At 48.8% G+C, this 13,884-nt stretch carries 11 protein-coding genes; 2 read left to right on the plus strand and 9 right to left on the minus strand.

The genetic code is table 11. The annotated features are described in order from the left end of the window. Window positions 1-256 precede the first annotated feature (256 nt). Entirely contained in the window at window positions 257-1,633 is a 1,377-nt protein-coding gene (gene radA, locus PUN32_RS08885) for a DNA repair protein RadA (RefSeq protein ID WP_274722894.1), read from the minus strand. Window positions 1,634-1,761: 128 nt separating this feature from the next. On the opposite strand from radA, the gene PUN32_RS08890 reads away from it, so the two are divergent. Beyond that, window positions 1,762-4,104 carry a PilZ domain-containing protein gene (locus PUN32_RS08890; RefSeq protein WP_274722775.1) on the plus strand — a complete coding sequence of 781 codons (2,343 nt, stop codon included), beginning with the start codon at window positions 1,762-1,764 and terminating at the stop codon, window positions 4,102-4,104. A 98-nt stretch (window positions 4,105-4,202) separates the two neighbouring features. On the opposite strand, the gene serB is transcribed toward PUN32_RS08890, so the two are convergent. After that, window positions 4,203-5,195 (minus strand): phosphoserine phosphatase, encoded by a 993-nt coding sequence (gene serB / locus PUN32_RS08895; protein ID WP_274722776.1) that lies wholly within the window; start codon window positions 5,193-5,195, stop codon window positions 4,203-4,205. A 102-nt stretch (window positions 5,196-5,297) separates the two neighbouring features. Between serB and PUN32_RS08900 the strand changes: the two genes are divergently transcribed. Beyond that, window positions 5,298-5,921, plus strand: a complete 624-nt coding sequence (locus PUN32_RS08900) for a YtjB family periplasmic protein (protein ID WP_166014437.1) — start codon at window positions 5,298-5,300, stop codon at window positions 5,919-5,921. Window positions 5,922-6,036: 115 nt separating this feature from the next. Here the strand turns inward: PUN32_RS08900 and deoD are convergent, their stop codons facing one another. From deoD to yaaA, 7 genes are all read right to left on the minus strand, one after another. Beyond that, window positions 6,037-6,762: a purine-nucleoside phosphorylase gene (deoD, locus tag PUN32_RS08905; RefSeq protein WP_166014436.1), complete on the minus strand. Its 726-nt coding sequence runs from the start codon at window positions 6,760-6,762 to the stop codon at window positions 6,037-6,039. Between the two features lie 80 nt (window positions 6,763-6,842). Beyond that, window positions 6,843-8,063 (minus strand): phosphopentomutase, encoded by a 1,221-nt coding sequence (locus PUN32_RS08910; protein ID WP_274722777.1) that lies wholly within the window; start codon window positions 8,061-8,063, stop codon window positions 6,843-6,845. Between the two features lie 19 nt (window positions 8,064-8,082). After that, complete coding sequence (gene deoA / locus PUN32_RS08915) at window positions 8,083-9,429, minus strand: thymidine phosphorylase (RefSeq protein WP_274722778.1); 1,347 nt, start codon at window positions 9,427-9,429, stop codon at window positions 8,083-8,085. Between the two features lie 87 nt (window positions 9,430-9,516). Further along, on the minus strand, window positions 9,517-10,296 hold the full coding sequence (gene deoC / locus PUN32_RS08920) for a deoxyribose-phosphate aldolase (protein ID WP_274722779.1): 780 nt from the start codon (window positions 10,294-10,296) through the stop codon (window positions 9,517-9,519). A gap of 425 nt (window positions 10,297-10,721) precedes the next feature. After that, window positions 10,722-11,978 carry a NupC/NupG family nucleoside CNT transporter gene (locus tag PUN32_RS08925; RefSeq protein WP_274722780.1) on the minus strand — a complete coding sequence of 419 codons (1,257 nt, stop codon included), beginning with the start codon at window positions 11,976-11,978 and terminating at the stop codon, window positions 10,722-10,724. Window positions 11,979-12,182: 204 nt separating this feature from the next. After that, window positions 12,183-12,962 (minus strand): TatD family hydrolase, encoded by a 780-nt coding sequence (locus PUN32_RS08930; RefSeq protein ID WP_274722781.1) that lies wholly within the window; start codon window positions 12,960-12,962, stop codon window positions 12,183-12,185. A gap of 7 nt (window positions 12,963-12,969) precedes the next feature. Beyond that, a complete protein-coding gene (yaaA, locus tag PUN32_RS08935; protein WP_274722782.1) occupies window positions 12,970-13,743 on the minus strand; it encodes a peroxide stress protein YaaA in 774 nt (257 codons plus the stop codon). Window positions 13,744-13,884: the final 141 nt, after the last annotated feature.

A 13,884-nucleotide genomic window follows, 5' to 3' on the forward strand; every position in this document is an offset into this window, starting at 1 on the left:
ACTGATACCCTTGCTTACACCTGCTGATAAAAAATATCCTTAACCGACTTGAAATCATCGCTTAATCACGAGTGCGCTGACGCTCATCCACCGAGCAAAACTCTTCGATTTATGCTGTGTAAACCGCGCCGCTACCCACTACAACTGCAAATCTTTAAGGTGCCATTAACTATCGCCTGTCGCAGACAAACTATAGGTGATCCGCCCACGACTCGCGAGGTTCCAAGCAGATTTTTTTAGCCGCACTAGCTTAGGATTACAACTCATCAAAAGCAGCAATCGCATCCGCCAGTTTCTTAACGCCATGAATTTGCATTCCCGCTACACCACCTTTGGGTAAATTGGCAATCGGCACAATCGCTTTCTTAAAACCATGTTTAAAGGCTTCATTGAGCCGCTCTTGGCCACTGGGAACTGGCCGAATTTCACCAGCCAAGCCCACTTCACCAAAAATCACCACATCTTTAGGCAAAGGTCGATCGCGAAAACTGGAGAGCAGCGCCATCAACAGCGCTAAATCGGCACTGGTTTCGGTGACTTTAACCCCACCGACCACATTGACAAACACATCTTGGTCCGCCATCTGCAAACCACCGTGTTTATGCAGCACTGCCAACAATAAAGACAAGCGGTTTTGCTCTAAACCGACCGCCACACGTCTTGGATTGGCCAACTGTGAGTAATCGACCAACGCTTGAATTTCCACTAACAGCGGGCGAGTGCCTTCCCAAACCACCATCACCGAACTACCGGAGGTGGCTTCCTCTCCGCGAGATAGGAAAATCGCCGAAGGGTTACTCACTTCGCGCATCCCTTGTCCGGTCATGGCAAACACCCCCAGCTCATTCACCGCCCCAAAGCGGTTTTTATGGCTACGCAGGGTACGAAAGCGGCTATCGGTATCACCATCCAGTAAAATCGAGCAATCAATAATGTGCTCCAGCACTTTAGGCCCAGCTAGCGTGCCGTCTTTGGTTACATGACCAACGATAAATACCGCCACATTATTCTGTTTGGCATAGCGAGTGAGTGCCGTGGCCGATTCACGCACCTGCGCCACACTCCCCGGCGAGGATTGCACATCTGCCATATGCATAACTTGAATGGAATCGATCACCATAATGCGTGGCTTTTCTTGCTCTGCGATTTGGCAAATGCGATCTACATTGGTTTCTGAGAGCATTTTTAGATGCTGTTTCGGCAAACCAAGCCGAGCTGCACGCAGCGCCACCTGTTGCAGTGACTCTTCACCGGTGACATACAGGGTTGGCATCTGCTCAGAAAGCAAACACATGGTTTGCAGCAGTAATGTCGATTTGCCTGCACCAGGACTGCCGCCAATCAAAATCGCCGCCCCGGGCACAATACCGCCACCGAGCACGCGATCCAATTCTTTAAAACCACTGCTAAAACGAGGCACCTCTTGTAAATCAATATCCGCCAAGGTTTGTACTTTGGCCTCAAGAGCGCCGGCATAACCGACGAGCCGTTCATTACGCGCAACTTGTGGTGAAGCAGCAAGACGTACTTCCGAGATCGAATTCCATGTACCACAGGCGTTACACTGCCCTTGCCAACGCGGGAAATCCGCACCACATTCGTTACATACATAGGCGCGTTTTGCTTTCACTATTCATCCTCGAACTTGCACTCACTGATCAAGCGTAATACTTTAACAAAAAGGCATCGCAACCACATATCGCTAAAGAAATGTCACTGACCGCCGATGCATCACAATAGAAGACACTTTAACAGAAAAGTATGCAGCAAATCGAAATTCTCTCTCTCGCGGAAAGGCTTATCTCGGTTTACCATTCTGGTGAACTCGATAAGCTTTTAACTCATATGACCGATGGACAACCGCCATCCACCAAGTTATTGGTGAAAATGGAGCTGAACCGCCTAATGGCTCCTTGCAGCAAAAGCATTGATTTACGCGGCAAGGTGCAAGGTGAGTGTCGGGAGTATGCGTTCGATAATCGCCAGCATTGGCTCGATGATGTCGCGTTCAACGCCTACCATAAAAATATGAAGAAATTTGGCGGCTATACAGAGGGAGTATGGGAAGCGGTTAATAACACGCGCAATAATTTTCGAGTCATGAAGCAGCAAGGCAAATTGGCACCGAAAAATGACCAGCCGAAAGATACCAGCTTTGAGGTTGAACCACTCAAACTCGGCTACGACCTCAAGCGTCAAGAAAATCGCTTAAAGATCGCTACCCAAATTGAGATTCGATTACCAAACGAACAGTTGATCCATGGCTTAAGTGTCGATCTCTCGCCTTCCGGAGCCAAATTAAAAGTCCCTGCCGCCTTTGACTACAAGCTTGGCGAAATTATTCAAATCTACTTTGCTGAACTGCATAGCGCCTCGATGGTGACTGGACTGCAGCAAGGTCTTGAATATCGCATTCTCGGTATTGATGAAGCCCATGACAGTGATGCGGTTAAATTTTTGCGCGTACTAAAACTCAATAATAGCGATGTGATTGAACAAGTGATTGAGGAGGCGATTCAAACCAATACTCAAAAAGCACGCCATGACAATCAAGATAAAATCATCCGCGCACGCACTCGCGGTTATGAGCATATGTACCTCAAACACACCAGTAACTTGCCGCTGTTTTTTAGTCACAACGAGCTCAAACTGGCACTACTGACCGAAAATAATCGGCCGATTTGGCAATATTGGCATGACGAACGGAATCAACAGGCACTCGGCTCGTTATTCAAACCAGAACGTATGGCGTACTTAGCCGCTCCAGGCGTGCGTGGCAGCAATAACGTGCTCTATGCATTTAAACATGAGCATCAACATAAAACGCTGTTTTTTTCGATGCTGATGCCTGAGGCCAGCCAAGAACAACGTAAGCTGTTTTGGCATATCGGAGCCAAGCGCGACAGTTGGCGAGCGTTTCGCTTATTTGTATTTGAGTTATCCGCTCAAGAAAGACAAGCCTTAGCACAACATTCGAGTGAACTTGCCGATCACTCTAGCGCCTTGACCCACTGTGGCGTGTTGCAAGAAATTGGTAATAGTGAGACTGGCCATGATTATCTGCTGGCCGACAAACCGAATCTGGCCACTGGTGCGCTGAATGATTTTCGCCATCCTCGCCAAGTGATGGGCAATCCGATGGGCATCTACTTTGACGCTCGTTCGCGGCGTAAAGAGCCGCGTTATCGCTTTCGAACCCCAGTACAAGTGAGTAACGGCACACACAGTGTCACAGGAGCGACCGTCGATCTATCCAAACGGGGCTTAAGCCTGCAATTAGAGGCCCCCTTAGCGGTCAAAGCCAATGATCAAGTTTGGGTCGACTATCTTGAGCTCAAGCTGTATGACAAAACGCTGCCACTGGGCAATACCCCTTACCAAGTGGTGCGCATCGATCCGACAGGGCGTAGCTTACAGTTAGTGATTGAAGAGAGTGTTCAAACGATAAAAACCATCGCTTTTTTCAATAGCATCATTGAATGCAACCAAGACAAACTATTGAAAAAAGAGGAAATACTGCCTAGCAATCCACTACTCGAAAGCCTGCATAACATCCTGCTGGATAAGATGGTAAGCAGCCCATTTTTTGTCGAAAAAGTGGCTAGCAACCTCAAGCCGAAAGTGATTGGGGTTAATTACCCATTACCGGCTTATCTCAGCCTACTCGCTCAATTAGGCAGTGAGCAGCGAATTACCTTGCAGCCGATTTTTAAAGGCCACACTAATTCACTACTCGCAACCCCGATGAAACGGATTGAAGGTGCAGAGCCTCAATACCGCGAAATTTACTTGAGCATAGTGAAGTATGGGACCCAAATTCAATCCATCGAATCACGCTTACTCACTGATTTTAATGATACCGGCGAGCGGATCCGCTTCATTCGCCAAGGGCAGACAATGGGAGAACTCTATGTACTCAGGATCAGTGGCGTTCCGGTTTTTGCCCCCATCACCAATTTGCTGCGCAGCGATTTGAACGAACTGGCCACGATTAGCCTAGCGCATGCTAAACAGCTCGAAAAAGAGATGTTGGCACAAGTCGGCTATGGCGAAATTGTCGATATTACCGAGGAAGTGCTGATCCGCCTTGAGCTAACCTGCTAGCTAACGCTCACCACTTCTATCAAGCATGGAATAACAAAACCCGCCAAGCGATCGCAATCAACCGCTTGACGGGGTTCTATATCAAGGCCGGAATTGGGTTACACCTGCGTTTTTGGTTTGGCTTGCCAACTCAGCTTTTGCTGGCCAATTAACGCCGCAGAAAGAATGCACAGCACACCGCCTAATCCGGCAAAACGCACTGCGGTTTGCGCTTGTGCTTCAACTTTCGGTTTGGCATGAAATGCCACCCCCAGTCCTGCCGCAGCCATCATCAGCAAATCGTTAGCACCATCGCCAACCGCAACCGTATTATGCATTTCGATATCGTATTGCAGCGCCAGAGCGCGCAGAATATCCGCTTTAGTTTGCGCCCCCACCACCTCACCCAACACTTGACCTGTCAGTTTACCATCGATAATTTCCAGTTGATTGGACTTGGCATAATCGAGTGACAACTCCGCTTTTAGATGATCAGAAAAATAGGTGAATCCCCCTGAAGCAATCGCTACTTTCCAGCCTAGCGCATGCAGCGTAGCCACCAGCTCTGGCAACTCTGGCATCAAAGGCAGCGTTGCGCGCACTTGGCTTAAAATCTCTTCTGGCGCACCTTTAAGTTTACTCACCCGCAAACGCAAACTTTGCTCAAAATCGAGCTCACCTTGCATCGCGCGTTCGGTCACTTGCGCCACTTCTTCGCCCACCCCCGCAAGTTTGGCAATTTCATCAATGCATTCAATTTGGATCGCGGTCGAATCCATATCCAATACCATCAAACCGGGTTTGCTCAAATCTGGGACATCTTGGATCCGCGCATAATCCAACTCCAGAGCTTGCAAAATGGTTTCATGCTCAGACGTCAGCTCTCCAGCCATTAAAGCCACCTGATAACCACCCACTTGCCACAAGGCTAAAATGGCGTCAGAACGCTCGGTAAAAAAATCCATATCGGCAAACTGAGCGGGAGTGAGGTAATGGCCATAGACAATCCAACTGGCGCGATGTTTCGCTAACGGATTGACCCCACGCGTGGCAGGGAAACGCTTGAGCAGCGAAGGGTGTTTTTTTATGGGTAACATTGTTAAAGCATCCATGTCGACTTTCCTTATTCGGTACAGCCAGACGTTACCCTATTGCAATTTAAAAACGCAAGTCTCAAACTGAGCGCAGTTGTTTTTTTGCAGGTGTGTTTCCGCATGGATGGTTCACTTTTTTCATTTCGCCTGGTGGCGCGTATTACCACAATGCTCGCAATTGCAGTGATGTTTGTGATCACGATTCAAAATAGTGTGGTGATCAGTAAAGGTAATGAGCGCATTCAAGCCAACCAACTGGAAACCCTGACTAAAGTGTTGATCACACAAGCGGCTCTTTCGGCCAGCAGCATGATTGTCGATCAAGATCAAGAGCGTCTATTAGCACTTACTAACCAATTAGCTACCGAACGACTAGTGTTTGATGCCTCAATTTATGACTCAGAAGGTGTGTTATTTGCCGCCAGTGATGCCGCGTTAAGTGTGCGTGAGGTGCTCGGTTTAGATACCCCACTGCATACGGCGAGCATTGGTCGCCAACAGCTGGTCGAGCCGGTGATCCATGATGGTAGTGTGATTGGTTTTGTGCGGATCAGTTTTGAAACTGGTAAAGTGACGGCGATTTCTGACCATCACTATCGTAAAAGTGATCACAATATGTATTGGATGCTATTGATGAGTTTTGTCAGCGGAGTTTTGCTCACCTTACTGCTGCGCCGTAAAGCCAAAAATCCAACCGGTGAAAATCTATTGCTCCAGCAAACAGAACCCTCATTGGATGAGTAACACGCGACGTTAGTACCCTCTGCAAATGATCACTGCCAAGCAAGCGTGATCATAAATAAAAAAACCTCAGTTGGCACTGAGGTTTTTTATAGTTCAGGCTAAATCAGAGCAGTGATTAATAACCCGCTTGATCGCCAATCAACACTGAATCCAGCGCGATTTCAATCATTTCATTAAAGGTATTTTGACGCTCTTGAGAAGTGGTTTGCTCACCGGTTTTAATGTGATCAGACACGGTGCAGATAGTCAGAGCTTTCGCGCCATATTCTGCCGCCACACCGTAAATCCCCGCAGCTTCCATTTCTACGCCGACGATGCCGTATTTATCCATCACATCAAACATCGATGGATCAGGCGTATAGAATAATTCAGCCGAGAATAGATTACCGACTTTAACCTCAATCCCACGGGCTTTGGCGGCTTCTTCCGCGGCCTTAACCATCTTGTAGTCAGCAATCGCAGCAAAATCATGATCTTTAAAGCGAATGCGGTTTACTTTAGAGTCAGTACACGCGCCCATGCCGATCACCACATCACGTAGTTTGATCCCTTCATTCACCGCACCACAACTGCCGACGCGAATGATCTTCTTCACGCCAAAGTCTTTGATCAATTCAGTCACATAGATTGAGCATGATGGGATACCCATCCCGTGTCCCATCACAGAGATCTTACGTCCTTGATAAGTACCGGTGTAACCGAACATATTACGCACGTCACACACTTGAACCACATCATCAAGGAATTTTTCTGCAATGTATTTGGCGCGCAGTGGATCACCCGGCATCAATACTACGTCAGCGAAATCGCCCATTTGCGCATTAATATGTGGAGTTGCCATGTTTTCGTTCCTTTGGTTTGTTGGCTATCAGCCATCATTAACAAAACCCAACGGCTAAATTTAGCCCTTGAATATGCGTGTTAGAAAAGTTTTTTACCGTAATCCATTGGCGAAATGCCAAAGTAGCTGGCGAGCGTTTGCCCAATGTCAGCAAAGGTGTCACGGCGGCCTAACGAACCCGGCGCAACTTGCTTGCCATACACCAATACCGGAATATGTTCACGAGTATGGTCGGTTCCCGGCCATGTTGGGTCGCAGCCATGATCGGCGGTGAGGATCAAAATGTCCTGCTCCTGCATTAGCGCCAACACTTGCGGCAGACGCTGATCAAAATACTCCAATGCCGCAGCATAACCCCCCACGTCACGGCGGTGACCATAAGCAGAATCGAAGTCAACGAAGTTGGTGAACACGATAGTGTTATCACCCGCTTGTGTGATCTGCTCCAAGGTCGCATCAAACAGGGCAGGAATACCCGTCGCTTTCACTTTATCGGTGATGCCGCAGTTCGCGTAGATATCGGCAATTTTACCAATCGACACCACGCGGCCTTGCTTCTCTTCGACCAGCTTTTGCAGCACCGTCGCCGCAGGTGGTTCAAGCGACAGATCGCGTCGATTGCCAGTGCGGGTAAATTGCCCCTTACCCGTCCCAATAAATGGACGCGCAATCACACGACCAATATTATAATCCGCCAGCTCTTCACGGGCGATTTGGCATAGCTCAAGCAGACGCGATAAACCGAACGTCTCTTCATGACAGGCGATTTGGAATACTGAATCGGCTGAGGTGTAGAAAATCGGCTGACCAGTGCGCATGTGCTGTTCGCCCAACTCATCCAGCACTTGTGTCCCTGAGGCGTGGCAGTTGCCTAAAAAGCCATCCAGTCCTGCCCGGGCTAAAATGCGATCGGTTAGCTCTTTTGGAAAGCTATTTTGCTTATCGCTAAAGTAGCCCCATTCAAACAATACAGGCACACCAGCAATTTCCCAGTGACCGGATGGGGTATCTTTGCCGGAAGAGAGTTCCGCCGCATGAGCATAAGCACCCATGATATCAGCACGCTGATCCAGCCCTGCGGCAAAACGTCCTGTCGATTCTTTATGCGCCATAGCTAAACCGAGTTTAGACAAGTTTGGCAGCTGTAAGGCACCGGTACGCTGGGCGTTATCGGCCAGTCCTTGCGCACAGTGATCGGCAATATGGCCTAGGGTATCAGCCCCCACATCACCAAATGCGCTTGCATCTGCTGTCGCGCCAATCCCAAAGGAATCTAATACTAAAATAAAAGCTCTTTTCATTGTTCACTTCTCCCCGTGGTTACACGTCTTGCGCACGAATTTGACGGTAAACATCCGGTGTTGGCACATAATCACCGCCCACTTTGATCGCACTATGTAACGCATTAGCCGCTTGTTGCCACTGCTGTTCATCGCGTGCATGGATGATGGCTAAAGGTTTATGAGGGTCAGCGATTTCACCCAGACGGATAAATTGGTCAAAACCGACCGCGTAATCAATCTGATCACTCGCGACCCAGCGACCGCCGCCCATAGCGACCACTGCCATACCAATCGCACGAGTATCCATCGCAGAAATAATACCGGACTGCTGCGCGTATACCGGACGCACAATCTCAGCTTTGGCGAGGTAGTTATCGTAGTTCTCGACAAAATCGCTTGGGCCACCAAGGCCTGCCACCATTTTGCCAAAGCGCTCGGCCGCTTGACCGTTATCCAGCACAGCTTGCAGCTTGTCACGCGCTTGTGTGGTGTCTTTGGCTAATTTGCCAAGTACCAGCATTTCCGCACACGACGCCATGGTAACGTCCAGCAAGCGAGGGTTACGGTATTCGCCCGTCAGGAAACGTACCGCTTCACGCACTTCAACGGCGTTACCCGCAGAAGAAGCCAGCACTTGGTTCATATCGGTTAAAATCGCGGTGGTGTGGGTACCAGCACCATTGGCGACCGCGACAATCGATTTGGCTAACTCTTCAGAGGCAGCATAAGTAGGCATAAACGCGCCAGAGCCCACTTTGACATCCATGACTAATGAATCGAGCCCAGCAGCCAATTTCTTCGCAAGAATTGAAGCGGTGATCAGCGAGATGTTATCGACCGTGGCGGTAATATCACGTGTGGCATATACTCGTTTGTCCGCAGGCGCCAAATCACCGGTTTGACCGATGATCGCCACTCCAGCTTGTTTAGTGACGTGGCCAAATAGCTCATTACTTGGCGTGATGTTATAACCGGGGATCGCTTCCAATTTATCCAGCGTGCCGCCGGTATGACCCAAACCACGCCCAGAAATCATCGGTACATAGCCACCACAGGCTGCCACCATTGGGCCAAGCATCAATGAGGTCACATCCCCTACACCACCGGTTGAGTGTTTATCGACGACAGGGCCATCAAAGTGCATCGGCCGCCAGTCGATCACCATCCCGGAATCGCGCATCGCACAGGTCAGTGCAATCCGCTCTGGCATGGTCATTTCACGGAAGAAAATCGCCATCGCAAAGGCCGCAATTTGCCCTTCCGAAACGGTATTATTGGCGACACCTTGAATGAAAAATTGGATCTCCTCATTAGTGAGGATTTCACCATCACGTTTTCTGCGGATGATTTCTTGAGGTAAATATTTTGTTTGCGATGAATACATAGTCGCCTCCCAGTTCCAAATGAAACTGCGTAGTGTAAAGAGGTAAAGCAGCGCGAAGACTCGCGCTGCCATCAGACACAGTGAATATTAGTAAGCGGCAGGATCGGCCTTTTGGTCTGTGACTTCTAATGTATTCAGAAGGTTGGTAAGTAGGCTGGAAGCACCAAACCGGTAATGACGGCTATCGGCCCAATCGCTACCGAGAATCTCATCGGCCATCGCCAGATATTGTTGGGCATCTTGTGCAGTGCGTACCCCACCAGCCGGCTTAAAACCTACCGTTTTCGCAACGCCCATATCGCGGATCACTTCCAGCATCAGGCGAGCATATTCTGGTGTCGCATTGACAGGGACTTTACCGGTTGAGGTTTTGATAAAATCCGCACCCGCTTCAATACAAATTTGCGATGCTTGTTTGATCAGCGCTGCTTGTTGCAGCTCACCGGTTTCGATGATCACTTTCAGCAGCACCCGCTCACCACAAGCCGCTTTGCACTGTTTCACCAGCTCAAAACCCACTTGTGGATTGCCAGCCATAAGCGCACGGTAAGGGAATACCACATCCACCTCATCAGCGCCGTAAGCCACCGCTGCTTTGGTTTCAGCGACTGCAATCTCAATATCATCATTACCGTGTGGAAAATTAGTCACTGTCGCGATACGGACCTCAGGCGTGCCTTGTTCACGCAGTGTCTTCTTAGCAATCGGAATGAAGCGAGGATAAATACAGATGGCGGCGGTATTGCCGACTGGACTTTTCGCGTCACGACAAAGTTGGATCACTTTGGCATCGGTATCATCGTCATTCAGGGTCGTCAGATCCATCAGTTTAAGTGCACGTAGAGCTGCTACTTTCAATTCGCTCATTTCTCTCTATCTCCGATCAATATAGTCATCTATTTTACTGCTTAGTCGATTCTTGGTTCGCTAAACAGCCACAAATAAACGGACTTGGTTCCTTGAAGACTTGGTGCTCAAGCACCAATTGCAATCCTTGTCACCGCACAGTACCCGTTTGGGTCACCGGTTGTATCGCGATCACTACAGTATAGAGGTTTGCGGCTAGACGGTAGTGATACGCGAGGAGCAAACGGTTTGCATCTCAAAAAAAATGGGCCAATATTTTACGCTAACCCATTGTTGAATAATGGTCTAAGTTCGAAAACTCACCAGTGATAGGTGAGATCACCATCGAGCTAGCCCACAAATAAAACACCCCGCAGCAATCACTTGCTACGGGGTGTTTTTAAACGTGTCTATCGCATTGTTGCTCTAAACTCTATCTCTAATGATTAGAAAGAGAGGAAGAAACCAGCGATAGTCGCCGCCATCAGGTTAGACAGCGTACCAGCAATAACCGCTTTAACACCCATGCGTGCGATATCACCACGACGCTTAGGCGCCAGGCTACCCAGACCACCCAATAGGATTGCGATAGAAGACAGGTTAGCAAAACCACACAGAGCAAACGAAATGATCGCTTTGGTTTTCTCTGACAGCACCGCTGGTGCAGCATCAGTCAAATAAGGAGCAAATTGCGAGTAAGCAACAAATTCGTTAGCCACGGTTTTCAGACCGATAAACTCACCCGCTACGGTTGCTTCATTCCAAGGCACACCGATCAGGAACGCTAGTGGCGCAAACACCCAACCTAACAGCATTTCTAATCGCAGCTCAGGCATGCCGAACCAGCCACCCACGCCACCTAGCATACCGTTGATCAGAGCAATCAGACCAATGAAGGCAATCAGCATCGCACCCACGTTCAGCGCCAGTTGCAGACCAGCAGAAGCACCGCCTGCCGCAGCATCGATAACGTTAGCTGGTTTGTTATCACCGCCATCCATTACCACATCTTCGTTTTCGAGTGGCTTTTCAGTTTCTGGCATGATCAGTTTTGCAAACAGCAAACCACCTGGAGCCGCCATGAATGACGCCGCAACCAAGTATTCAATCTTAACGCCCATAGAAGCGTAGCCCGCCAGTACACCACCAGCGATAGAAGCCAAACCACCACACATCACGGCAAACAGCTCAGACTGAGTCATTTTTGGTACAAATGGACGCACCACTAATGGTGCTTCGGTTTGACCAACGAAAATGTTCGCTGCTGCAGACATTGATTCTGCGCGTGAAGTGCCGAGGGCTTTTTGCAAACCACCACCCAGAATGCGAATAACCCACTGCATCACACCCAAGTAGTACAAAACAGAGATCAGCGCAGAGAAGAAGATCAGCGTTGGCAATACGCGGAATGCGAAAATAAAGCCGCCGCCGCCAAACACTTCAAACATCTTGCCTGATACCAGTCCGCCAAACAGGAACGAAGTACCATCGTTACCGTAGTTAATGACGTTAGAGACGGCATCCGAGAAGCCACGTAGTAGCTCTTGGCCCCAAGGAACATACAAAATGAATGCACCCAGTGAAAATTGGATAGCGAAAGCGCCACCCACGGTTCTTAAATTGATAGCTTTACGGTTACTTGACAGAAGTACTGCGATTCCCAGCAGAACTGCCATGCCGATTAGGCTCATAAACAGGCTCATGGTTTATGACTTCCTTATTAGTTTAATGTTGGCGTGTGACAAAATGGAGCGATTAAGCGGAGGCAATTATACTCATGGGCACAGGGAGAAAGTAATGCCAGACTCACAGTTTTGGATAAGATTCATCACGCATTCACTAATTTCTGTGATAGCCATCATGCTTTTTGTTAAGGTTACGCAAAATAACCACATGTTTTTGAGATTTTATTTACACAAACCAAACAGATTTTGACTGGTTTGCCACAGAATTGGCGCAATCGATTCCTCAGCAACTCCTTTTAACTTCGCCAATGTGGCTAAGACTAAACGTAATTGAGCGGGGTGATTCGCCTCTCCTTGCCAGCCATTGAGCGGCATATCTGGCGCATCGGTCTCCAACACTAAGTGCTCGGTGGGTAAAGCGGCGATCGCTTGGCGCGTTTTATTGGCTCGCGGATAAGTGATAACCCCACCCACCCCGATTTTAAAGCCTAAATCAATAAACTGCTGCGCTTGTTGCAAGCTGCCAGTAAAGGCATGTAGCACACCGCCCTGCTGAAAACGCTGCTGTTTCAATAACTGCAACAATCGGTTATGCGTACGCCGACTGTGTAAAATCACTGGTAACTTGGCTTGGGCAGCAATAGCTAGTTGGGCACTCAACATCTGCTGTTGCAACTGAGCATCCACCTCTATCGCGTCATCCAAACCACACTCGCCTAGCGCCACACAAGCGGCATCTGCATGGCTCAGCGCGGTTTCTAATTCAGCTAAATGGGTAACCGAATCTCGATTTAAATAGAGCGGATGAAAACCTAAAGCGTAAGAAATGCTGGATGGAAAACGCTGGGCAAGCTCGGCTACCTGGTGCCAATTTTGCGGCCCAATCGCAGGCACCAGCAGATGTTTAACCCCTTGCTGAGCCGCACGTTGCAGCGCCCTTTCTGGTGCGCTGACGAAGGGGGCAAAATCAAAATGGCAATGAGTATCAAATAACGGCCACACCGTTGAATTAACCCTCTTCACGTTTAAAGACTAACTCAGTCGGTGTCGACTCTTCGGCAACAAAATAATAGCCTGCGCTGTTAAAAGCCTGTAACCCCTCAATCGAATCAATTCGATGTTCAATGATGTAGCGTGCCATCATGCCGCGCGCTTTTTTAGCAAAGAAACTGATAATCTTATATTGCCCCTGCTTGGCATCTTTGAAAATCGGCGTGACAATTTGAGCGTTTAAACGCTGTGGATTAACCGCTTTGAAATATTCATTCGATGCCAAGTTGACTAATAACCGATCCCCTTGCGCGTGCAGCGCCTGATTGAGCTGCTCAGTAATAATATCGCCCCAATAATGATATAAATTGGTGCCCCGTGAATTGGCCAATTTGGTGCCCATCTCTAGCCGGTAGGGCTGCATCAAGTCAAATGGACGCAGTACGCCATATAAACCAGAAAGCATGCGCAGGTGTTGCTGAGCATAATCCAAATCGCTGGCCGATAAGGTTTGCGCGTCTAACCCGGTATACACATCGCCCTTGAAAGCAAAAATCGCCTGACGCGCATTGTCCAAGCTAAAGGTTTCACTCCACTCAGCAAATCGTGCCACATTGAGTCCGGCGATTTTATCGCTCACGCTCATCAGAGCGGCAATCTCACTTGGTGATAAAGTGCGACAAATCTCAACTAAAGCGGCAGCATGGGAAACAAGCTCAGGCTGGGTAAACGTTGAGCTAGCAACCGGTGAGGCATAATCGAGGGTTTTCGCCGGAGAAACAACAATCAGCATAATAATTCCTATGGTTCAATTGAACTTATGTTTGGCCGGAGGTCGCGGTGACGGCGCGTCTCGCCAGATCATTTCGGCAAGCATAAGCAGACTAAAATAGAGTACAAAAAAAGCCATGCACTGTCTGCATGGCTTTTTCAA

This window comes from Vibrio chanodichtyis, from assembly GCF_028863985.1.
In the GTDB taxonomy this organism is placed as follows: domain Bacteria; phylum Pseudomonadota; class Gammaproteobacteria; order Enterobacterales; family Vibrionaceae; genus Vibrio; species Vibrio chanodichtyis.